Annotated in this window: 24 protein-coding genes; 11 read left to right on the top strand and 13 right to left on the bottom strand. The window is 48.1% G+C overall.

Annotated features, from left to right (window positions below; translation table 11 throughout):
- Positions 1-580 precede the first annotated feature (580 nt).
- The 6 genes from csgB (at position 581) to JTI85_RS14380 (ending at position 4,457) form a co-directional block, all read left to right on the top strand.
- Complete coding sequence (csgB, locus tag JTI85_RS14405) at positions 581-1,036, top strand: curli minor subunit CsgB (RefSeq protein ID WP_048211206.1); 456 nt, start codon at positions 581-583, stop codon at positions 1,034-1,036.
- A 40-nt stretch (positions 1,037-1,076) separates the two neighbouring features.
- Positions 1,077-1,526 carry a curli major subunit CsgA gene (gene csgA, locus JTI85_RS14400; protein WP_048211207.1) on the top strand — a complete coding sequence of 150 codons (450 nt, stop codon included), beginning with the start codon at positions 1,077-1,079 and terminating at the stop codon, positions 1,524-1,526.
- Positions 1,527-1,586: 60 nt separating this feature from the next.
- A complete protein-coding gene (csgC, locus tag JTI85_RS14395; protein WP_048211208.1) occupies positions 1,587-1,919 on the top strand; it encodes a curli assembly chaperone CsgC in 333 nt (110 codons plus the stop codon).
- Positions 1,920-2,070: 151 nt separating this feature from the next.
- The gene (locus JTI85_RS14390) at positions 2,071-2,391 is read left to right on the top strand and encodes a type 1 fimbrial protein (protein ID WP_061068135.1); all 321 of its coding nucleotides are present in this window, start codon (positions 2,071-2,073) and stop codon (positions 2,389-2,391) included.
- 100 nt (positions 2,392-2,491) lie between these two features.
- Entirely contained in the window at positions 2,492-3,034 is a 543-nt protein-coding gene (gene ymdB / locus JTI85_RS14385) for an O-acetyl-ADP-ribose deacetylase (protein WP_101742051.1), read from the top strand.
- A complete protein-coding gene (locus JTI85_RS14380) occupies positions 2,970-4,457 on the top strand; it encodes a phospholipase D family protein (protein WP_086523385.1) in 1,488 nt (495 codons plus the stop codon). The genes ymdB and JTI85_RS14380 overlap by 65 nt, the downstream gene beginning before the upstream one ends.
- A gap of 20 nt (positions 4,458-4,477) precedes the next feature.
- Here the strand turns inward: JTI85_RS14380 and mdoC are convergent, their stop codons facing one another.
- Positions 4,478-5,638, bottom strand: a complete 1,161-nt coding sequence (gene mdoC / locus JTI85_RS14375; RefSeq protein WP_101742052.1) for a glucans biosynthesis protein MdoC — start codon at positions 5,636-5,638, stop codon at positions 4,478-4,480.
- A gap of 271 nt (positions 5,639-5,909) precedes the next feature.
- Between mdoC and mdoG the strand changes: the two genes are divergently transcribed.
- The 3 genes from mdoG to JTI85_RS14360 all read left to right on the top strand — a co-directional run bounded on the left by mdoG (position 5,910) and on the right by JTI85_RS14360 (position 10,268).
- A complete protein-coding gene (gene mdoG, locus JTI85_RS14370) occupies positions 5,910-7,445 on the top strand; it encodes a glucans biosynthesis protein MdoG (RefSeq protein ID WP_086523802.1) in 1,536 nt (511 codons plus the stop codon).
- Complete coding sequence (gene mdoH, locus JTI85_RS14365; protein ID WP_040230656.1) at positions 7,438-9,966, top strand: glucans biosynthesis glucosyltransferase MdoH; 2,529 nt, start codon at positions 7,438-7,440, stop codon at positions 9,964-9,966. The genes mdoG and mdoH overlap by 8 nt, the downstream gene beginning before the upstream one ends.
- A 62-nt stretch (positions 9,967-10,028) precedes the next feature.
- Positions 10,029-10,268, top strand: coding sequence for a YceK/YidQ family lipoprotein (locus tag JTI85_RS14360; RefSeq protein WP_202927478.1), 240 nt, complete (start codon positions 10,029-10,031; stop codon positions 10,266-10,268).
- Here the strand turns inward: JTI85_RS14360 and JTI85_RS14355 are convergent, their stop codons facing one another.
- Positions 10,269-10,649 carry a MysB family protein gene (locus tag JTI85_RS14355; protein ID WP_061068133.1) on the bottom strand — a complete coding sequence of 127 codons (381 nt, stop codon included), beginning with the start codon at positions 10,647-10,649 and terminating at the stop codon, positions 10,269-10,271. It lies immediately after the preceding gene.
- Between the two features lie 662 nt (positions 10,650-11,311).
- Here JTI85_RS14355 and JTI85_RS14350 point away from each other — a divergent pair.
- A complete protein-coding gene (locus JTI85_RS14350; protein WP_219351660.1) occupies positions 11,312-12,643 on the top strand; it encodes a sensor domain-containing diguanylate cyclase in 1,332 nt (443 codons plus the stop codon).
- A 93-nt stretch (positions 12,644-12,736) separates the two neighbouring features.
- On the opposite strand, the gene mdtG is transcribed toward JTI85_RS14350, so the two are convergent.
- Positions 12,737-13,957: a multidrug efflux MFS transporter MdtG gene (mdtG, locus tag JTI85_RS14345; protein WP_005129095.1), complete on the bottom strand. Its 1,221-nt coding sequence runs from the start codon at positions 13,955-13,957 to the stop codon at positions 12,737-12,739.
- A gap of 154 nt (positions 13,958-14,111) precedes the next feature.
- On the bottom strand, positions 14,112-15,032 hold the full coding sequence (locus tag JTI85_RS14340) for a Kdo(2)-lipid IV(A) acyltransferase (RefSeq protein ID WP_005129093.1): 921 nt from the start codon (positions 15,030-15,032) through the stop codon (positions 14,112-14,114).
- 219 nt (positions 15,033-15,251) lie between these two features.
- On the opposite strand from JTI85_RS14340, the gene JTI85_RS14335 reads away from it, so the two are divergent.
- Entirely contained in the window at positions 15,252-16,304 is a 1,053-nt protein-coding gene (locus JTI85_RS14335) for a rhodanese-related sulfurtransferase (RefSeq protein WP_040230660.1), read from the top strand.
- 47 nt (positions 16,305-16,351) lie between these two features.
- Here JTI85_RS14335 and JTI85_RS14330 read toward each other — a convergent pair whose 3' ends face one another.
- From JTI85_RS14330 to mdtH, 9 genes are all read right to left on the bottom strand, one after another.
- Positions 16,352-16,927 (bottom strand): YceI family protein, encoded by a 576-nt coding sequence (locus JTI85_RS14330; RefSeq protein WP_061068131.1) that lies wholly within the window; start codon positions 16,925-16,927, stop codon positions 16,352-16,354.
- Position 16,928: 1 nt separating this feature from the next.
- A complete protein-coding gene (locus JTI85_RS14325) occupies positions 16,929-17,495 on the bottom strand; it encodes a cytochrome b (protein WP_005129081.1) in 567 nt (188 codons plus the stop codon).
- Positions 17,496-17,756: 261 nt separating this feature from the next.
- Positions 17,757-17,870 (bottom strand): YceO family protein, encoded by a 114-nt coding sequence (locus JTI85_RS14320; RefSeq protein WP_071887361.1) that lies wholly within the window; start codon positions 17,868-17,870, stop codon positions 17,757-17,759.
- Positions 17,871-17,922: 52 nt separating this feature from the next.
- Entirely contained in the window at positions 17,923-19,041 is a 1,119-nt protein-coding gene (gene solA / locus JTI85_RS14315) for an N-methyl-L-tryptophan oxidase (protein ID WP_048211217.1), read from the bottom strand.
- Positions 19,042-19,320: 279 nt separating this feature from the next.
- Positions 19,321-19,575 carry a biofilm formation regulator BssS gene (gene bssS, locus JTI85_RS14310; protein WP_003036154.1) on the bottom strand — a complete coding sequence of 85 codons (255 nt, stop codon included), beginning with the start codon at positions 19,573-19,575 and terminating at the stop codon, positions 19,321-19,323.
- Positions 19,576-19,914: 339 nt separating this feature from the next.
- Positions 19,915-20,160: a DNA damage-inducible protein I gene (gene dinI, locus JTI85_RS14305; protein ID WP_048211218.1), complete on the bottom strand. Its 246-nt coding sequence runs from the start codon at positions 20,158-20,160 to the stop codon at positions 19,915-19,917.
- 74 nt (positions 20,161-20,234) lie between these two features.
- Positions 20,235-21,281: a dihydroorotase gene (gene pyrC, locus JTI85_RS14300; RefSeq protein ID WP_048211219.1), complete on the bottom strand. Its 1,047-nt coding sequence runs from the start codon at positions 21,279-21,281 to the stop codon at positions 20,235-20,237.
- A 105-nt stretch (positions 21,282-21,386) separates the two neighbouring features.
- On the bottom strand, positions 21,387-21,947 hold the full coding sequence (locus tag JTI85_RS14295) for a lipoprotein (RefSeq protein ID WP_061068127.1): 561 nt from the start codon (positions 21,945-21,947) through the stop codon (positions 21,387-21,389).
- Between the two features lie 116 nt (positions 21,948-22,063).
- The gene (mdtH, locus tag JTI85_RS14290) at positions 22,064-23,272 is read right to left on the bottom strand and encodes a multidrug efflux MFS transporter MdtH (protein WP_048211221.1); all 1,209 of its coding nucleotides are present in this window, start codon (positions 23,270-23,272) and stop codon (positions 22,064-22,066) included.
- Positions 23,273-23,303: the final 31 nt, after the last annotated feature.

The raw sequence follows: 23,303 nt of genomic DNA, 5'->3' as shown, positions 1-23,303 counted from the left end.
AGTGTTAAACATGTAACAGGATGTAAAATTATATATTAAAATGTGATTTTTAGGTTTTATTGGAGTTTAGATTTGATAGGAAAGTTGTACATTTTACCGTTACTGCATAGATTTAAAAAATCATACAAATTATAATAATTTATTGATTTATAAGGTTTTAATTAATGATTGGCGAGTTTTAGATTTCTAATGAATTCTAAATTCTTTGTCCCACTTTACGTTGGACAATTTTAAGAGGAAAAAACTGACCTTTGTCACGACTTGCATCGATGACTATCGCGACACGGTGCTGTGAAGCCCTGAAATCGCGGAAAATGCACTTTTTCAGTGACTGCATAGAAATTCATTTCTGATTGAGAAATAAAAATAAAACCTATACCTGTAGCGGTGTTATTCACTGTTAATTAGTACTTTGGGGTGAATCTGGATATCAAAATACCACTCGCGGGTGAGTTATTTAAAATGTTTCAACGGACATACTCTTCATCGTAACGTGGCGTTAACAAATGTAAGTCATGTTAACAACAATTTGAGTGGTAATTAATTTAACTTCATGTACGACCAGGTCCAGGGTGACAGCATGAAAAACAAGTTGTTATTTATGATGTTTACAATACTGGGTGTGCCTGGGATTGCATCCGCAACAAGTTATGATTTAGCTAATTCAGAATATAACTTTGCGGTAAATGAATTAAGTAAGTCTTCATTTAATCAGGCAGCCATTATTGGTCAGGTTGGCACTGCTAACAGTGCAAATACTCGCCAGGAGGGCAGCAAGTTATTGTCGGTCATTTCGCAAGAAGGTTCAGGTAACCGGGCGAGAACAGATCAGACAGGATCATATAATTTTGCATATATTGATCAAACGGGCAGCTCCAATGATGCGAGTATTAAACAAAGTTCTTACGGTAATACAGCGATGATTATCCAGAAAGGTTCTGGTAATAAAGCAAATATTACCCAGTACGGTACACAAAAAACAGCAGTTGTGGTGCAGAGACAGTCGCAAATGGCAATTCGCGTTACTCAACGCTAATCCGTAAACGACGTTTAAATCAATCCGATGGGGGTTTACCATGAAACTTTTAAAAGTGGCAGCATTCGCAGCAATCGTAGTTTCTGGCAGTGCTCTGGCTGGTGTTGTTCCGCAATGGGGCGGCAATCATCATGGTGGCGGTAGTAATTATGGCCCAGACTCTTCATTGAGTATTTACCAATATGGGTCAAGTAACGTTGCGAATGCGCTGCAAAGTGATGCACGTAAATCAGACGTGACCATCACACAACACGGACATGGTAACGGTGCTACCGTCGGGCAAGGTGCTGATGACAGTACCATTAGCCTGAAACAGACTGGCTTCCAGAACAGCGCTGATATCAATCAGTGGAATGCAAAAAATGCTGACATCAGTGTAACTCAGTTCGGTGGTCGTAACGGTGCGGTGGTTAATCAGACTGCATCTGACTCGAATGTTCTGATTCAGCAGGTTGGTTATGGCAACAATGCGACAGCTAACCAGCACTAATTCAGTTTTATAACTGATAATAAACAGGGCGAAAGCCCTGTTTTTTTTCGGGAGCATATTATGCATACGCTATTACTCATTGCCGCGCTTTCAAATCAAATAACCTTTAATACAACCCAGCAAGGTGAGATGTATACCATTATTCCGCAGGTGACATTATCGCAACCCTGCGTGTGCGAGGTACAAGTTCTTGCCATACGTAAAGGGTCGGGGGGGCAAAGCCAAACGCAACAGAAAACAAGCCTGTCGATCCCTGCTAATCGGCCGATTGAATTAACAAAACTGAGCTTTAATATTTCACCTGAAGATACGGTCAACATTGTCGTTACCGTTTCGGATGGGCAGTCATTGCATCTGTCCCAGCAGTGGCCTGATTCAAGCAATCGCTCATGATTTTTTGCTGTATTTGCTTTAAAGGTGTGGCTGGGAAAGCGGTGCTGTTCTATGAATATAGAGACGTGAAAACGTTTTTATTTGGTCGTTAATCGCAGCGGTGAAGGATCACTTCGATCCCTCAAGGATGGTTTATCATTGAGGAACCCTTATGAGCACCTTATTAAAACGTATTTTAAGTACCAGTTTATGTGTTACTTCTTTTTTTATCTTCCCCGCAACGGCGCAGCAAATCACACCTGGCGGGATTATCCATTTTCGTGGCGCAATAGTTGAATCGCCTTGTGATGTGAGCTCGCAACAACAGCAGATTGAAGTGTCATGTATACGTGATGGCAAGTTACGGAGTAGTCGCTATAACACACAACAGATAACGATGGCCCCTGAAAGCCTCCAGCAAATTGCCAGTATGAGAATGCAGTACCTTAATGAACAGAAAAATCTGGCAATTCTTAATATTGAATATAAATGAATCGTTCTGGCGTAGATATGCACCTGTATAGTTAAAAAGTGAGATTTCATAGAAAACCCTGCTGTACACTTAACGGAGAGTGTTTTGTCAGGGGGAACTTATGCAATCGCGTGTTCATGTTTTACAGGGCGACATTACGACAATCGCCGTTGATGTGATTGTCAATGCGGCCAACTCCTCGTTGCTGGGCGGCGGTGGCGTTGATGGAGCGATTCATCGCGTCGCTGGACCTGCACTGTTGGAGGCCTGCAAACAGGTATTACAGCAACAGGGCGAATGCCCAACCGGCCATGCGGTTATCACCCTGGCGGGAAATCTTCCCGCTAAAGCGGTGATCCACACTGTTGGGCCCGTCTGGCAGGGCGGCGATCATCATGAAGCAGAACGCCTTGAAGAGGCCTATCGCAATTCATTACAACTGGCACTGGCCAATGGCTATCAATCTATTGCGTTCCCGGCTATCAGCACCGGAGCCTACGGATATCCACGTGCAGCGGCGGCGGAGATTGCGGTGAATACGGTGCAAAAATTTATCACCCGCCGTGCGCTACCTGATCAAATCTACTTCGTGTGTTTTGATGAGGAAAATGCCAGGTTATACAAGAGATTACTCACCCAACAAGGCGATGATAACACGGCCTGATATGACGCGACTTGAGCGTGCCATTACCCCATTGTGCGCAAGCCATCCGGACCAGTGCGGCATTCTGGCACTGGATGACAGTCTGGATGCTTTCGCAGCCCGTTATCGGCTGACAGAAATGGCGGAACGAACGCTGGATGTGCAGTATTACATCTGGGAGAACGACATGTCCGGGCTGCTGCTGTTTTCTGTTCTGCTGGCCGCGGCGAAACGCGGGGTACGGGTTCGTTTGCTGTTGGATGATAACAACACTCCGGGCCTTGATGACACGCTGCGTCTGTTGGATAACCATCCAAATATTGAAGTCCGCCTGTTTAATCCCTTTTCATTTCGCATCCTTCGCGCATTGGGGTATTTAACCGATTTCGCCCGGCTCAATCGCCGCATGCACAATAAAAGTTATACCGCGGACGGTGTAGTGACGCTGGTCGGCGGGCGTAATATCGGAGATGCCTATTTCGGTGCGGGTGAAGAACCGTTGTTTTCCGATCTTGACGTGATGGCCATCGGTCCAGTGGTGAAAGAGGTCGCGGATGATTTTGAGCGATACTGGCAATGTCAGTCAGTTTCAACGTTACAAAGAGTCCTGGAGTTGTCTGAACCAGAAACGACTCAACGCATTGAACTGCCTGAATCCTGGTATAACGACGATATTACCCGACGCTATTTGCACAAACTGGAGACCAGCCAGTTTATGACGCATCTTGACCAGGGTTCACTGTCGCTGATTTGGGCCAAAACGCGCCTGCTCAGTGACGATCCGGCAAAAGGAGAGGGGAAAGCGCCGCGTCACTCGCTATTACCGCAGCGCTTGTTTGACGTCATGGGCTCACCCACTGAGCGTATTGATATTATTTCCGCTTACTTTGTGCCGACACGTGCCGGAGTCGCACAACTCCTGCGCCTGGTCCGAAAAGGGGTAAAGATTGCTATTTTAACTAACTCGCTGGCCGCGAATGATGTGGCAATTGTGCATGCAGGATATGCGCGCTGGCGGAAAAAATTGCTGCGCTATGGTGTAGAACTGTATGAGCTAAAACCAACCCGCGATCGCGGTACGGTGGTACACGATCGCGGGTTGACCGGCAATTCAGGCTCTAGTCTGCATGCGAAAACCTTCAGCATTGATGGCCGCAAAGTCTTCATCGGCTCGCTTAATTTTGATCCGCGCTCAACGTTGCTCAATACGGAAATGGGATTTGTGATTGAGAGTGAAGTGCTGGCGTCATTGATTCATAAACGCTTTATGCAAAGCCAGCGTGATGTGGCCTGGCAATTGCGCCTGGACCGCTGGGGTCGGATAAACTGGGTAGATTGTCCTGGCGGCAGTGAGCGGGTAGTGAAAAAAGAACCCGCCACAGGATTCTGGAAGCGGGTTCTGGTGAGGCTGGCCTCTGTATTACCGATTGAATGGTTGCTCTGAACCATGCAATGACAGGCCTGCTATCCGGCAATGACCTTGCTTTTATCCTGCTTAACGATGGGTTTCCCTGAAAAGAGGAACTTCAGCACCGGTATCCGCAAGTGGATTTCGTACAATATTACCGCAATCCCGACAACAAACAGCAGCCCACAGAGAAAACCCAGCAGGTTTGATGTAATGTGCGGTGTGATATAGGCGCCGAAAAACAGCGTTAACGGATGATGCACCAGATAGATAAACAGTGATGCATTGACAAAATAGGTGACGCGGGCTGACTGGAAATTCAATAAACGGTGGCCGAGCGAGAAAACGACGTTAACCATCCACAGTCCCATCACCATTGTTATCACGTATTCGGTTTCATACATCCAGGCATCGCCGTTTCCATAGCGTTGATTAAGCAGATAAGCCATAAAAGCGCATGCCGCGCCTAACGTGCAGCTGCGCGAGGGCGTTGTGAACAGTGCTTTCAACTGCGGATTGATAAACGCCAGCGCGCCGAGCATAAAGAACGGCACATAGAACAGCGTTTGCATGACGATAAAATTAAACATGCCATCGCTGAGAATAGACGGGTAGACGATAAAAATTGTTCTTCTGACGGCGGCGTATCCGACGCCAAGCAACAAAAAGATCAACGTCAGTTTTGTCATCGATATCGTGGACGTGCTGACGCCATCGGGGCTCGTCAACCGGTGTTTCATTTGGCTAAACACCCACATACTCACGGTTGTTAAAACGACAAGGACGAGTAAAAACCACAGATGGGAAATCAGCTCCCATGCCAGTGCGTTGTATTTATCGTACCCACTGAGAGTATGCCAACTGTCGGCTTTGCCTTTCACATATTGCAGCATGATAAATTGCGGCAGTGTGAGTAGCGGGATGGCGGTCAGCATAGGGATCCCCACGCGTTCAACACGCACTTTCCACCACCGCTTTAAGGGGTAGCGCAAAAACAGCATGTATGAAAAGTAACCCGAAATAACAAAGAAGACCTGCATGCGAAATGCATGTATGAAATCATTAAAGAGGGTCAATATCCATGACGGTTCTGCGCTGTTCACATGCCAGGTATGTGTGGAGTAGATCAGCGAGATATGGAAGGGAATCCCCAACAACATCAGCCAGGCACGGATGGAATCCAGAAAATATTCACGTGGTGGAGATACAGAGCTCATAGACAGTTACGTATTCTCAGACTTTTCGTCTTATCCCTAAGACGAATTATGGTTACATTCGAAGGCAACCCTACACGAAGTCCAACAACCTGTCTCCAGGATAAGCACTCAAAGTGAAAACAGGCAGGCGAACCTGCTTAAACCATGAGCCAGCACGCGAACAATACAGGGATTCAGTTGTCGGAATACCCGATTATCCATTAAAATGGATCGGATCAATATAAGCACACAAAGGGGGAAGTGCTTACTAATTATGAAACATAAACTACAAATGATGAAAATGCGTTGGTTGGGTGCAGCAGTAATGTTAACGCTGTATACATCATCGAGCTGGGCGTTCAGTATTGATGATGTTGCAAAGCAAGCTCAATCCTTAGCCGATAAAGGCTACGAGGCGCCAAAAAGTAACTTGCCCTCCGTTTTCCGCGACATGAAATATGCGGATTATCAGCAGATCCAGTTTAATCGCGACAAAGCATACTGGAGCAATCTTAAGACCCCATTTAAGCTCGAATTCTACCACCAGGGTATGTACTTCGACACGCCGGTCAAGATCAACGAAGTTACCGCAACTGCGGTGAAAAAAATCAAATACAGCCCGGATTATTTTAATTTTGGCGATGTGCAGCACGATAAAGACACGGTAAAAGATCTCGGTTTCGCCGGGTTTAAGGTACTGTATCCGCTCAACAGCAAAGACAAAAACGATGAAATCGTCAGCATGCTCGGCGCCAGCTATTTCCGCGTACTTGGCGCAGGCCAGGTCTATGGTCTGTCTGCGCGCGGTCTCGCGATAGATACCGCACTGCCTTCTGGTGAAGAGTTTCCCCGCTTCCGTGAGTTTTGGATCGAACGTCCAAAACCGACTGACAAACGTTTAACCATTTATGCCCTGCTGGACTCCCCGCGTGCAACCGGGGCGTATCGCTTTGTGATTATTCCAGGCCGTGACACGGTTGTGGATGTTCAGTCCAAAGTCTATCTGCGCGATAAAGTGGGCAAGCTGGGCGTAGCTCCGTTAACCAGTATGTTCCTGTTCGGACCGAACCAGCCATCTCCGACGACAAATTATCGTCCGGAACTGCACGACTCAAACGGATTGTCTATCCATGCTGGTAACGGCGAGTGGATTTGGCGTCCGCTGAATAACCCGAAACATCTCGCGGTGAGCAGCTTTGCGATGGAAAACCCGCAAGGATTCGGCCTGTTGCAACGTGGACGTCAGTTCTCCCGTTTCGAAGATATCGACGATCGTTATGACCTGCGCCCAAGTGCCTGGATCACGCCAAAAGGCGACTGGGGTAAAGGCAAAATTGAATTAGTTGAGATCCCCACTAACGACGAAACAAACGATAACATCGTTGCCTACTGGACACCGGATCAACTGCCGGAAGCAGGTAAAGAGATGAACTTTAAGTACACCCTGACGTTTACGCGCGATGAAGATAAGCTTCATGCGCCAGAAAATGCCTGGGTGCAGCAGACTCGCCGTTCCACAGGGGATGTCAAACAATCTAATCTCATTCGTCAGCCTGACGGCACTATCGCGTTTGTGGTGGATTTCACCGGCACCGAAATGAAGAAGCTGCCGCAGGACACCCCGATTACCGCGCAAACCAGCATTGGCGACAACGGTGAAATCGTGGAAAGCACCGTGCGTTACAACCCGGTTACGAAAGGGTGGCGTTTGATGCTGCGCGTGAAAGTGAAAGATGCGAAGAAAACCACTGAAATGCGTGCTGCGTTGGCCAATGCCGATCAGCCGTTGAGTGAAACCTGGAGCTACCAGTTACCTGCCAATGAATAAGACAACTGAGTATATTGACGCAATGCCGCTTTCGGATATCGAAAAAGCGGCACTGCCGAAAACTGACATCCGTGCCGTTCATCAGGCGCTGGATGCCGAGCACCGTACTTACTCGCGCGAAGATGATTCACCGCAGGGTTCTGTAAAAGCTCGCCTTGAGCAAGCCTGGCCAGACTCTCTGGCCAAAGATCAGTTGATAAAGGATGATGAAGGGCGTGACCAACTGCAGGCAATGCCGAAAGCGACACGTACTTCAATGTTTCCCGATCCCTGGCGTACTAACCCGGTTGGCCGTTTTTGGGATCGCCTGCGTGGGCGCGATGTCACACCGCGTTATCTTTCTCGTTTGACGAAAGAAGAACAAGAAAGTGAGCAGAAATGGCGTACCGTCGGCACGATCCGCCGTTATACGCTGTTGATCTTAACGCTGGCGCAAACGGTCGTAGCGACCTGGTATATGAAGACGATCCTTCCTTATCAGGGATGGGCGTTCATTAATCCAGCAGATATGATGGGGCAGAACCTGTGGGTTTCCTTTATGCAGTTGCTGCCTTATGTGCTGCAGACCGGTATCCTCATTCTGTTTGCCGTGCTTTTTTGTTGGGTATCAGCCGGTTTCTGGACCGCGCTGATGGGCTTCCTGCAGTTGCTGATTGGGCGTGACAAGTACAGTATCTCTGCCTCAACGGTAGGGGATGAGCCGCTGAATCCTGAGCACCGCACTGCGCTAATCATGCCTATCTGTAACGAGGACGTTGACCGCGTATTCGCGGGCTTGCGCGCTACGTGGGAGTCGGTTAAAGCCACGGGGAATGCGGAGCATTTCGATGTTTACATTTTGAGTGACAGCTACAATCCTGATATCTGCGTTGCGGAACAAAAGGCGTGGATGGAGCTGATTGCCGAAGTGCAGGGCGAAGGACAGATTTTCTACCGTCGTCGTCGTCGTCGTGTGAAGCGTAAAAGCGGTAACATTGATGACTTCTGCCGTCGCTGGGGCAACCAGTACAGCTATATGGTGGTGCTGGACGCTGATTCCGTGATGAGCGGAGACTGTCTGACCGGTCTGGTACGCCTGATGGAAGCGAACCCGAATGCCGGGATTATCCAGTCTTCGCCGAAAGCGTCTGGTATGGACACCCTGTACGCGCGCTGCCAGCAGTTTGCTACCCGCGTTTATGGCCCGCTGTTTACCGCCGGACTTCACTTCTGGCAGTTGGGTGAGTCGCACTACTGGGGTCATAACGCGATTATTCGTGTGAAACCGTTCATTGAACACTGTGCGCTTGCACCGCTGCCGGGCGAAGGCTCGTTTGCGGGATCGATCCTCTCCCATGACTTCGTGGAAGCGGCATTGATGCGTCGTGCGGGCTGGGGCGTGTGGATTGCTTACGATCTGCCGGGTTCATATGAAGAGCTGCCACCGAACCTGCTGGATGAGCTCAAGCGTGACCGTCGCTGGTGCCACGGTAACCTGATGAACTTCCGTCTGTTCCTGGTTAAAGGGATGCACCCGGTTCATCGCGCGGTGTTCCTGACCGGTGTGATGTCCTATCTGTCAGCACCGTTGTGGTTCATGTTCCTCGCGTTGTCGACCGCATTACAGGTGGTCCATGCGTTGACGGAACCGCAGTACTTCCTGCAACCACGTCAGCTGTTCCCGGTCTGGCCGCAGTGGCGCCCTGAGCTGGCTATCGCGTTGTTTGCCTCAACGATGGTGCTGTTGTTCCTGCCGAAGCTGCTGAGTATTTTGCTTATCTGGTGCAAAGGCACGAAAGAGTACGGTGGATTTATTCGCGTCACGTTGTCGCTGCTGCTGGAGGTTCTGTTCTCCGTGCTGCTGGCGCCGGTGCGTATGTTGTTCCATACCGTTTTCGTGGTGAGTGCCTTCCTCGGATGGGAAGTGGTGTGGAATTCGCCGCAACGCGATGACGACTCCACTCCGTGGGGCGAGGCGTTTATGCGTCACGGATCTCAGCTGTTGTTGGGCCTGGTGTGGGCTGTAGGGATGGCCTGGCTGGATCTGCGTTTCCTGTTCTGGCTGGCTCCGATTGTCTTTTCACTAATCCTGTCGCCGTTTGTTTCCGTCATTTCCAGTCGTTCAACGGTTGGGTTACGTACCAAACGCTGGAAACTGTTCCTGATCCCGGAAGAGTATTCTCCGCCGAAGGTGCTGGTGGACACGGATAACTATCTGGAGTTGAACCGTAATCGTTCGCTGGATGATGGTTTCATGCACGCTGTGTTTAACCCGTCGTTTAACGCGCTGGCAACGGCAATGGCTACCGCGCGCCATCGTGCGAGTAACGTGCTTGAAATCGCACGTGATCGCCATGTCGAGCAGGCGCTGAATGAAACGCCGGAGAAACTGAATCGCGATCGTCGCCTGGTTCTGTTGAGCGATCCGGTGACCATGGCGCGTTTACATTATCGCGTCTGGAATTCACCAGATAAGTATTCTTCATGGGTTAATTATTATCAGGGGATCTCCCTGAACCCACTGGCACTCAGGAAAAAATAAGCGTGTGAAACGTAAAAATACCGGCCTGGAGCCGGTATTTTTTTATACTGAATATAAAAGTCATGAGGTATCCAGTGCGAATACTGGCTGTGGGAATGATGGTCTTTCTTCTGAGCGGATGCGGCAGCATTATTAGCCGGACGATCCCCGGACAAGGACACGGAAATCAATACTATCCAGGCGTGCAATGGGATGTCCGGGACTCTGCGTGGCGTTACGTCACCATCCTGGATCTGCCGTTTTCGCTGGTGTTTGATACGTTGCTATTACCGCTCGATATACACCATGGGCCTTACGAGTAGCTATCGTTCATCCCATTCATCGGCTGCGGTCTGGCCTTCCTCTGTATCAAGGGGAGGCTCCAGTTGAAATTCACCCTCATCCCATTCGTGGAGCGTATTTTCCTCCTGCCACTCCTGGCGAATATCAATCTCATCATAGTCACCATCAAAAACGCTTTGTGCCGCTTCACCGCTCAGCATGGGTAAACATTCGCCTTCGCCATCATCTTCGTCGGCAAAAAACTCAGCTTGCCACATGATATCGCCATCCTGTAGCACGTACTTTTGTACGTTCAGCTGCTGGACGCTGGCTTCGTCAGATTCAAGACCTGGATTATCAGCCAGAAACTCTTCACGTGCTGCATCAATGGCTTCTTCAAGGGTGGGGTACAAGGCATTCATATTCGCATCCTGATCGCATGGGTGATTGGCTTAATAAAAAGATATAGGTGGTGTGGTGAGAACTGTCAAAGCATTCGTTTATCGCGAAGTTTCAGGTATGCAACGGCTTGAAGCATCGAGTGTTTCTTACCATAACCACTCGGTTGTGGTGCTTCCTGGAACAACAAAAACACGGGGGAACCCTACCGCCAATACGTTTCATGAACAGCAAACCTTAAGTTTTTAAGAATCGGTTGGAGTGTATTAAACTCAAGCGGTTATGCAGGAGCACCATGAGTGAGGATGTCATAGTTTAAAGGGGGTGATTGAATAGACTGCAAGCCATACTTTATAGCGGATGAAACAATATAATTTATATAAGGTTTTTATTATAACTAATTGAAATTAAAGAGTAAAGCAAAAAGTGACGCACGTGAGTATTACGTCTTAAAGTATCGATATTTGTTTAAGTTAGATATCCATAAATGATATTGTTAATCATTATATATGTGATAAATATGTTAATGTATAACAAAGTATAAGAAAACATCCATAACATTCAATGAATAATAACATGCGTTATAAATAAGATTGTCATTATTGAAAGAATGATAAATTATTAATTTGCAAAAGGTAATGGCTTAATATATAAAATGCAAAATAGGATTCTTGCCAGGGCTGTTATGGATAATAGTAATTCAAACAATAGCAGGTTGATGAACTTTTACATTACTTGCTTAGTCAGCTATTTTATTGCTGGTGTGTGTCTTTCTCAGTATCAGTTAGAAGTGCAGAGTGTACCTCAAACAACATATTTAATAATCATCGTTGGGTTATTTTTTCTGTACGGCATTGTTTTTCTTTTTATGCTTTTCCAATACCTTTGCAGGAAAGATCTAACATACCTGATGATATTAGGAATGGCATTCCTTAGTAATAATATCTATCTTATAGAAACTATATATATCGTTCAGGATTTAATTAATGATAGCGTTTTGATAGAAAAACGCACAAATGATATCGCTATCTTCTATTATTTTAGGCAAGTTAGTTTTATCGCATTACTTTTTGTATCATTGAAAGCTTATAAAGCGGCTTCCACAGTTATTGAGACTAAAGAAAGAGAACCATGCTACATAATTATAGCATTGTTGATTATGCTGGCAATTGCATTCCTTTCGCATAACTTATCAAGTTATAACGCTGATGTTACGATTGAAATTACCAGTCACAAAACTGACAATAAAACGGTGCACTGGCATATTGGCTACATATATTCACTGATTATTGCATGGGGAATGGTTTTGTTGTATCTGTCAGTGAAAACAAAAATGCATGGTATCTTATGGAAAAGCATCGCGTTACTGTGTTGCTCTGCAATCCTGACGAATGTTCTGCTGTTGAGTCTGGATGAATATAGTATGTATATTTGGTATGTCAGTAGGGGAATCGAAGTTATCAGCACCTTAAGTATCATATCTATATTAATGTACAACACGTTCATTATTCTTAAGAGAGAGGCGGATTCAGCAATAAAAGATGCGATGACTAAGATATATAACCGAAAATTATTCTATAAGGCACTAAAATCATCTTTAGTAAAAGGTGCTATTTGTATAATGATACTGGATATAGATAAATTCAAACGCATCAATGATTCTTATGGCCATCAGGAAGGCGATCACGTTATAAAGAGCATTGTTGATATTGTCAATAAATCGATCAGGGACTCAGACATTTTTGCGAGAATTGGTGGGGAAGAGTTTGGGCTCCTGATTAAGTGTAAAGATAAAGCTGAAGCAATGTTTGTTGCGGAAAGAATAAGAAAAAGTGTTGAGACTGAAACAGCGGAGCCCAATATATATGGCCTGAAAGAGAAAATGACAATCAGCATCGGTGTATATTGTAGTAAATCTGATGATTATTCTGCTGACAAAGTCGTATCATATGCCGATGCTGCGCTGTATGATGCGAAAAACTCAGGGAGAAATAAAGTGGTTTACTATAACAGCTAGAATAATATTAAGCGTTATTGAGTTCACTCTGCGTATCCCCCATATTAAGCCAATTGATATGTTAGGGGGACCGTTGAGAATGAATACACAAAATCATCCCAGGACCTGAGATCCCCGGCGGCGGCGCAGACTGTTCCATGAGTAGATTGCGTTGAATAACACAACACCAGCGGTGACGCAGAAGACGGCACGGAAGCCATAATTTGCCGATATAGCAGCTCCCATTAACGGCCCAGTAACGTTGCCTATATCACGAAACGACTGGTTGTAGCTAAAGATACGCCCGGCGATTTGGTTGGTTGAGTTATACACCAGCAAGGTCTGTACGGCAGGCAGCAATGCGCCATCAGCGGCACCCAGTAAAAAGCGCAGCACGCCTAGCTGCCAGGGCGTCTGGACGAATGACATTGGGATCAGCAGCAGTACGGAGATAACCAATGCAACGATCAGGATCTTCTCCGGACCAATCCTGTCACCCAATTTGCCGAGCTTTGGTGCACTGATTAAGGCCGCAACACCGGGTACAGAGGCAATCATCCCACTGATAAACGCGATATTGCTGACATTACCTGCAAGCTCCCGTACATACAGCGTCAGGATTGGCGCAATGGAGCCGGTTGCAACCTGAATTATCAGGGTAGTGACAAACAAGCTCAGCACCAGCTTTGGATTCTTTAACGACGTCACGACTTCGCGAACGTGCAGCATCTCTTTCTTGCTCACTGGCTGGAAGCGTTCACGGATAAAAAAGAGTGTCAGAATAAAACAGATCAACAGCACCAGGGCTGTGATGAAAAATACAGGGCGCAGACCATACTGATCGGCGAGTAACCCGCCCGCCAGTGGCCCAAGTAAAGCACCGCTAACGCCGCCGGTGGAAAGTGTCCCCAACGCCCAGCCGCTTTTATTGCGTGGCACCTGGGTTGCGATCAGTGCGTTGGCATTAGGAATAAATCCACCGAGCAAACCCAGCAGGGCGCGCAGGATCAAGAATTGCCAGATATTTTGCGCCAGCCCCATCAGCAGCATGACGATGGCCATGCCCAGCGCCGAGCGTAAGAGCATGATTTTCCGGCCTTTACGATCGGCCAGTCCGCCCCAGAAAGGTGAGGCAATCGCTGAAAACAGGAAGGTGATACTGAATACCAGCCCTGACCACATATTCAGGGCACTGTGACCCGTCACGCCAAGACTCTCGACGTAAAGGGGTAAAAATGGCATGACCAGACTAAATGCTGCGCCGGTTAAAAAACAGCCCAGCCAGGCAACGGTAAGGTTGCGTTTCCAGTTTATGGGGACATCAGAGGGTGACATAGCGATCCGCAGTGTGATGCGCTGTTTGCGCTATCGAGTAAATATAAATAAGCAGGCTAATTATGCGCCTGGTTGATAGTTGCTGCAATGCGGATAGCAGTTAAACCTAAAAGGGGAGAGAAGGTGTTGCAGCCCACAGGACTGCAACAAAGACTCAGTACAGAGACGGGGAGCCTTCAGGGCGTGTCTTGAAGCGGCGATGTAACCACATGTATTGCTCGGGGGCCATCATAATGCATTTTTCAACGATTTTATTCATCCAGGCCGCCGTTGTTTCAGCATTGTCCAGCGGTGGTGAACACTCCGGTGGCAGCATGATCAATTGATACCCCTTGCCGTCAGGTTTGCGACGGGGAACAAATGGCACCAGGCAGGCATTCGACATTCGGGACAGCATCCAGGTTCCGGACGTCGTCGCAGCCTGTTCAACGGCGAACAAAGGCACAAATACACTGGCGCGAGGGCCATAGTCGTGATCCGGCGCGTACCAGACCACTTCACCTTTCTTCAACGCTTTAATCATCCCTTTCAGGTCTTTACGATCGAGCATTGATTTATTGGAGCGCATACGCCCCCAGGTTTGTAGCCAGTCGAGCAGAGGATTGTCGTTAGGACGATACACACCAATTCCCGGCTCTTGTAAGCCAAACTGGCGTGCACCCAACTCGAGGGTCAAAAAGTGCAGACCAACTAACAGGATCCCACGCTTTTGTGCCTGAACGTCCCGGATATGCTCCATTCCGATAACTTCAGTCCAGCGTGATATTCGCCTGTCGGACCAAAACCAGGCCATGCCGGTTTCCATTACGCCCATACCGACAGACTCAAAGTTTTTTACCATCATCTGCTGGCGTTCCTGCTCGCTCATTTGCGGGAAGCACAGTTCCAGATTGCGGGAAACAATCTTTGCCCGACGTTTCATCAAGCGTAATGCCAGACGGCCTAATGCGCATCCCAATTTATAGAGCACTGGGTAGGGTAACTGTACGATTAACCAAAGGATGCCAATACCCAGCCAGGTTAACCAATAACGCGGATGCAGTAGCGCAGCCGAAAACTTGGGTAAATTCGTCATGTCTATCCTGTCTTCTAACGACCAATTCCCTGTATTGTCGCATTTTTTTGCGCGTATCTAAAATTTACGACGGGAGAGTGGTGATTAAACCATCAATTGTTGTTGCGTTTTTATCGTGAAGTATGAAATGTAGCGTAAAATGTGTGGATGTAAATTGGCGAAGTTTGCTTTATCATGCCGGCCGATTTTCATTTTTACTGATTGCAGGATACGTACACCATGCCAGTGTTACACAACCGCATTTCGAATGACGCGCTCAAAGCTAAAATGCTGGCGGAATCTGAGCCGCGCACGACGATTTCATTCTATAAATATTTCACCATCGCTGATCCTCAGCAAACGCGTGATGCACTGTATCAACTGTTCACTACACTGAATGTGTTTGGCCGCGTATATCTTGCACGGGAAGGCATTAACGCACAAATCAGTGTACCGCAAAGTAACGTTGATGCGTTTCGCCAACAGTTATACGCATTTGATCCTGCATTATCCGGGTTGCGTCTCAATATTGCATTAGATGATGACGGCAAATCTTTCTGGGTTCTGCGCATGAAGGTCCGTGAGCGAATTGTTGCGGATGGCATTGATGATCCTGATTTTGACGCCAGCAACGTGGGTGATTATCTGAAGGCAGCTGAAGTGAATGCCATGCTGGACGATCCGGATGCGGTGTTTATTGATATGCGCAACCACTATGAATATGAAGTGGGTCACTTCGAAAACGCGCTGGAGATCCCGGCAGACACCTTCCGCGATCAGCTGCCGAAAGCGGTAGAAATGATGCAGGAGCATAAGGATAAAAAAATCGTTATGTATTGTACCGGGGGGATTCGTTGTGAGAAAGCCAGTGCCTGGATGAAACATAACGGGTTTAGCAAAGTCTGGCACATTGAGGGCGGCATTATTGAGTATGCCCGCAAAGCGCGTGAGCAGGGGCTGCCTGTGCGTTTTATCGGCAAAAATTTTGTTTTCGATGAACGCATGGGAGAGAGGATCTCTGACGATGTGATTTCGCATTGTCACCAGTGCGGTACCGCATGTGACAGCCATACCAATTGCAAAAACGATGGCTGCCATCTGCTGTTTATACAGTGTCCAGCCTGTGCGCAAAAGTATAAAGGCTGCTGTAGTGAACTGTGTTGTGAAGAGAGCGAACTACCGGAAGAAGAGCAGCGCCGCCGTCGCGCGGGGCGTGAGAATGGCAATAAGATCTTTAATAAATCGCGTGGTCGTTTAAATACTAAGCTCGGTATTCCCGATCCTGCGCAATAACACGATGCCGGATGGCGGCAAAAGCCTCATCCGGCATCAATAGGATGTTATTTCTGCTGTACGCCTTCCACCGAGATAATTAATTCGACTTCCTGCGAAGCGGGACCGAGATCGGTGGTAATGTTGAAATCCTTCAGCTTTATTTTCCCTTGAGCTTCAAAACCGGCGCGTGTGCCACCCCATGGATCGCCCCCTTGACCCATCAACTTTGCATCCAGTGTTACCGGTTTGGTGACGCCGTTCAGGGTCAGGTTACCGGTGATATCTAAATCGTTGCCCTCTTTCTTCACGCTGGTGGACGTAAAGGTGGCCTGCGGGAACTTGCTCACATTGAGGAATTCTGCACTACGCAGGTGTTTGTCACGTTCGGCATGATTGGTATCAACGCTGTTGGTGTTGATGGTGACATTGACTTTATCGGCAGCCGGATTTTTCTCGTCAAAGGTAAATGTACCGTCGAAGTCTTTAAATGTGCCGTACAGCCAACTGTATCCCAGATGCTGAATGCGGAAATTAACAAAGGCATGCTGTCCCTCTTTGTCAATTTTGTAATCCGCTGCGATAGCAGAGCCGGTCGTGAATAATAAAGAGGCGAGTGTGAGTCCCAGCAGGTTTTTTTTCATTTTAAGCTCCATAGTCAGATGACGATTTTCCCAACATGCGATTAAGGGTATCGTCGTTATCGATAAAGTGATGTTTCAGGGCCATTAACCCATGCAGAAGTGATAAAACCACCACGGCCCACGCGAGCCACAGGTGCACGCTACCGGCGATGTCAGCTTGCACGCCTGCGTTGGCAAACGTGGCGGGAACATCGAACCAACCAAATACGCTTATTGCTTTACCGTCTGCGGTAGAGATCAGATAGCCGCTGATGCCAATAGAAAAAAGCAGGGTATACAGCGTGAGGTGGCCCAATGCCGCCGCAATACGGGTTAAACGGGAATAGCTTTTCAGTGCGGCAGGGGGAGGGGAAACAACCCGCCAGACAATGCGGACAACCAGTCCCATCATCAGCAACACACCGATACTTTTATGCAGTTCAGGCGCCTGGTGATACCAACCATCGTAATAACTGAGTGTTACCATCCATAAACCCAGAGCAAACATGCCATAGACGGCAATAGCGACCAGCCAGTGTAATGCGGCAGACACCACGCCATAGCGCTGTGGACTATTATTGAATTGCATAAATACACCGTTAGATATTTCAGAAGTGAATGAAAATGGCGCGTAAAAGACATTAATGCAACTAATAAATAACAATGGTGATGATATTTGTTTTTATTTCAATAAAATTGATTGATTAAAGGCGCAATCATCAAATCGTTAGTGTGAGTGGCCATTGAGAAGGGCTTGAAAACAAGGAAGGATGAAGATTATGTTATTCAGTTTATTGCAATGAAATTAAGAAATTATCAGTTTTTGTCAATTAATGTCAGCGCATATAGATTAGAAGAACATAATATATATGACGTCCATAATCGCCAGCAGCGACCATAAAATAATGTAGAGCATGAAATGCTCGCGAATATTATTAACCAGATAGTTAAAGATGCGGCGCATCAATGTTATTCCTGTCATTTAAAATGGCCTCACCAACGAGGCCATTGATCAATTATCGCTTAAAACGGGACAGCCTGAATGGCGTCAGGTCAAAGGCTGACGGTTTACCCTGGGCAAACTCAGCCGCAATTTCGCCCAGTACGGAAGCAAACTTAAAACCGTGTCCGCTGAGTCCGGTAATCACCAGCGTGTTGTCATGGTCTGGCAGCGTATCGATAATGAAGTCTTCATCTGGCGAGTTATCGTAAGTACAGGATGCACCATGCAGACAACAGCCGATGCCAGGCAAAATAGCGCGCAGGAATGGGAAGGCTTCCGAACCATCGCTGGCGACAGCGGCAAACGGTTTACGTTCTTCAGGTGAATGAATGACCTGTCCGCCGTTATGCCTGCCAATTTTTAACTCGTCATTTTCAGCCGGAAAACCGTAGTATTGATCGCCATTAGGCAGTTCGCCGGTAAATGCCGGGAATTTGTTTTTGACACTGTAGCGCCCGTCAGCCTGATACCATGCGAATACCTTACGCACCGGCTGTATCGGCAGTTCAGGCAATAATGCCTTGACCCAGGTGCCGGCGCTGACGACAACTTTTTTCGCGTGGTAGTCACCATCGGCTGTTGCAACCGTTACGCCATCATCGTGGTGATGAATTGCCGTGACGGGGCATTTAAACAACTGCGCACAACCTGCCTCTTCAGCCAGGCGAATCCAGGTTTTAATGGCTAGCTCACTGCGCAAAAAACCGGATTCGGCTTCAAACAGCCCGATATAGTTTTCAGGCACGCGAATTTCTGGCCAGCGAGTCATGATGGCTGCTGCATCCAGCTGTTCGACATTGAGTTGCCACTGTTTGGCACTTTGCGCCACGGTCGCTAAAAAGGTCGAATCTGCAGGACCCAGGTTGATAACGCCAGAGCGAACAAAAACAGGCTCTTCATTTTGTGCGGAAAGTTCATCCCACAATGTTTGCGCACGTAGCACCAGCGGAACGTATTTTTCACCTTCGCCATACGCATGACGAATTAATCGTGTATCGCCGTGGTGGCTGCCCTGTTGATGCGGTGGCATATGCGCATCGATCATCAGAACGTTGAGACCGGCGCGAGTGGCGTAGTATCCGGCTGCGGCGCCCACGGAACCGCTGCCAATAATGATTAAGTCGTATTTCATCCGCATCTCTCTGCAATCGCGATAGTATACCTTAAATAATTCGAGTTGCAGGACCAAACGCCCCGGCCGTTTTGAACAGCGCCCCCGAAGGGGTGAGGCCGTAAGGCCGAATCACGCGGCGACGCAGCGAATCCCAGGGATGGGCCGAGTAATAAAGCCAACGCACATGCAACTTGAAGTATGACAGGTATAGCAGAGTAAATAACTGACCCGGAATATTCAACCTGCAAATAAGAAAGGCACCATGAAGGTGCCTTTTGATGGTGTGATGTATCAGGTTTAATGTCGCTGATACTCATTTACCTGGTAATCGCCAGATTCAATTTTAGCGATTCCGGCTTCTAATATCGAAATAAATTGCCTGGCAACATCAGTGGTTAACCAGAGCGTTTGACCGACCTCAGTCCCATCCGGGTCCGGACGATTCGGGGTCTGGTAGTGCAAACGCAGCATCAGCGCATCGTAGCTATCAACAGTGCTGATGTCCCATCCTACAAGCGGATGAGTCTGAATGACTTCATTATTCTTTTCCATCATGCCCCCTAATTCGTGTTACTAGACAACGGTTTTCGAGGTTCAATGCGTTTTTTTCTGAAGCAACTTCAGTATATCAATAAATAAGGGTATTCATTGAAAATTTAAAGAGGGCGGCGCATAAATTTTATGTTTTCAGTGTTATATGATTAATAAAACAACATGTCATTCATTTTTTTTTAGCATGTTGTGCAATTATTTTGGTGTTTTGATTAAAAGATAATCAATGTGTTTAATATAAATTATCTGCTAGCGTGGTGAATGCCAGATTGATTTAAAGGATGCACGCATAAAAAAGCCGGGGCGACCCGGCAAACAAACATCACTGCATATCATTTTTTATTCGTTGATGAACCAGTCATCCGCGCTTTCCCAGGTTTCCTGTAGGATTTCGCTGATGCGTTCTTTGTCCTCTTTTGTTGCGCCAATAACCGACAAGTTGTTGGTACCGGCATAACGAACGGTAACGTTACCTTCGTTATCCGGAAAATGATGATGAATACGGCGGGAGAGTTCATCTGCCAGCGCGTCGATAGCACCGGCTGGTAAAGGTGAAGTTTTGGCAATAGTGACTTCAATACGCATAATAGCCCCCTGTTGTTTATACTGGTTATTTATACAGTTAACTGCGCCAGTTGACAACAGGAGGCTACACTTTTTTAGCGTTTTACTGACCAGCGTACCGTTTCACCGCCAAGGAAAGGCACCAACGTATCGTTTTCCAGCGCAATGTTCTCCGGGACCAGGTGCTCCACGCGTTCCAGCTCAATAAAGGTCTCATTCACCGGCAAACCATAGAACTGTGGGCCATTGAGTGAGCAGAAGGCTTCGAAATGGTCCAGGGCGTTCATCTCTTCGAACACAGTGGCATAGCTGCCCAGCGCGGTTGGCGCATTAAAGCAGCCCGCACAGCCGCAACTGGACTCTTTACGATGACGCGCATGCGGTGCGGAGTCGGTACCCAGGAATGCACGACTGAATCCGCTGGCAACCAGTTCACGCAGCGCCTGCTGGTGAACGTTACGTTTGAGTATTGGCAGGCAGTACAGATGCGGACGAATTCCACCGACCAGCATATGGTTGCGGTTAAACATTAAATGCTGCGGTGTGATGGTTGCTGCAAGAAGCTCGTTGCCATCGCGCACGTATTCGGCGGCATCTTTGGTCGTGATATGTTCAAACACCACTTTTAGCGCGGTTAAACGCTGACGTAAGGGATCCATCACCGTTTCGATGAAACGTGCTTCGCGATCGAAAATGTCGATATCAGCGTGCGTCACTTCACCGTGCACCAACAGTGGCATCCCCAATTTTTCCATGCGCTCCAGTACCGGCATAATGGCATCGACCGAGGTTACACCCTGTGTCGAGTTGGTTGTTGCATTAGCGGGATAAAGTTTCGCGGCGGTGAAGACGCCTTCATTGAATCCACGCTCAAGTTCATTAGGATCCAGCGTGTCCGTTAAGTAGCAGGTCATTAACGGAGTAAAGTTATGTCCGGCGGGTACAGCGTCCAGAATGCGCTGACGGTACGCAATGGCCGCATCAACTGTCGTGACCGGCGGAGCGAGGTTTGGCATAACGATCGCGCGACCATAAGTTTCACTGGTATAAGGCACGACAGTTTTCAACATGTCGCCATCGCGAAGGTGAAGGTGCCAGTCGTCTGGGCGGCGGATCTTTAAAACCTGGGATGGTGCAGTCATTAATATGCTCCGGCTGAGGATAGTCTTTTTTGCCGGAAACAAAGGATAAGCGGAAACGTTTTCGTTTGCACGAAAAAAAAGGGCGCATTAGCGCCCTGTTGTTTATTAATCGGTGAACGGGATAATGATTTCACCCGGTTTAACCTCAATCCCTTTCGCCAGTTTTTTCGCCAATGCTTCGCCTTTGCTGCTGTCTTCACGCAGAATGTAGGCCGGTTGCTGGTTAAAGTAATTCCGCAGCGACTGATTTAAGTAGGGCATCAGAGTTTGCAGTACAGATTGCATTTTCTCTGGTGTGACGGTCGCATCGACCACTTCCATTTCTTGCAGATAAATCGCGCCTTTTTCTTTATTGAAGACTGGCAATGCTTTTAACTTCAACTTCATGGTCGCTTTCTGGCTACCAAAAAGGGAATTCATATCCAGATTGGCGTCGCCTGTCAGAGTCACTTTATTCGGTTCTTCGCGACCAATCTGGCTGGCGAGATTGGTCAGTACGATGTGGGCTTCAGCAACGCCAGGCAGACCAATATCTTTCGAGAAGTCGTTATGCTTAGCCAGTGCCTGATTAATCTCTTGCTCGCTAACCGTGTATTGTGTGAGTTGATTACAACCAACCAACAGGCCGCTGACAATCAGTGCAGCAGCAAAAAAAATCTTTTTCATGGGGTTCCTCAACATGATACTTGTGGCGTAATCGTGACACAAAGCAGCATCCAGCACCAGCGGCCCGGGCACCAGCAGAAAAAACTGAAATTGAGTCCGGGACGTCTGGTCAGCTATCAGGCATCAGGTTCCAGCATGCCGCGTGACGGACGTTTATGGCTAAACTGCCAACCCAGCGCGAGGAAGGTGATAAAGCCGATAATGCCGAGCATCATCCACGGGAGTTCTGGCTGTGACAGTGCTTTACCCATGTCAAACAGCCAGCCGCCACCGATATAACCGATGGCACCGCCGATGGCTAATCCGAGGCGGCTAAAGCCCATGTAACTGCCCCGTGCGCGCGCATTTGCCAACGACGCGCTCAACGTCTCGCGCGCCGGTTCGGCGATGATAGAACCGATATAGAAGGTGCAAATCAGGGTGAAAAGCTGCTGTAAATTCCCGACCAGACCGATGGGCATCATGCTAAGAGACATGATCAGCAGGCCTGCCATCAGCCGATGTTCAAGACGAAAACGTTTTTCACTCCAGCGGGCGATAGGGTAGAGCAGCGTTAAAGAGAGACACGCTTCGATGGCATACATCCACTTCACGGCGGCCGGCGAACCGGCAATATCATTAACCATAATCGGCAGCATCAACATAACCTGTACCGCCAGCATGTAATACCCCGCCAGCGTCAGGACATAGGTGACAAAGCGTTTGTCATGCATCACATGGCTCATGCCTTCGCGCACGGGAATCTTCACGGTAGATAGCTTCCATGCCGGAAGTAGCCAGGCGTTAAACGCGGCGCACAGAACGAACAAAATCGCGCCTACGGCGCAAACCAGACGGAAATCGTACTGTAACAGCCAACTGCCGAGCAATGCGCCGACCACGGCACCGGCACTGTCCTGCATCATCAGAATAGAAAAAAAACGCCCGCGCTTTTCCGGGCGGATCAGTTTGACCACCAGCGCCGAGCGGGGCGGGTCGAATAACGTACCACCTAAACCGGAGAGGAAACAGGAGAACCACAATAGCCAGGGTTCGTGTGCAATCCCCATCGTGGCGAACCCGGCGGCACGCATCAGCATACCGGTCACAATCATCGGTTTGGCACCAAAGCGGTCAGCAATTGCGCCGCCAAAAATCCCCAGACCTTGCTGGATAAATTGGCGCAATCCAAGTGCGATACCGACCATCACGGCGGCCCAGCCCATTTGGTCGACGAAACGGATAGAGATCAGTGGGAAAACGACAAAGAAACCCAGCACGACCAGCATATTATCGATGAGCAGGAAATATTTACCCAGGTTCCTTGCCTGCGAGACTTGCGACATTTCCCCTCCAGGGAAAAAACTCGTCACTCGG

It is taken from the genome of Citrobacter sp. Colony219, from assembly GCF_019382635.1.
Classification (GTDB): Bacteria; Pseudomonadota; Gammaproteobacteria; order Enterobacterales; family Enterobacteriaceae; genus Citrobacter; species Citrobacter youngae.
The sequence above is the reverse complement of the archived record's forward strand: the minus strand, read 5'-3'. Positions and strand labels throughout refer to the sequence as shown.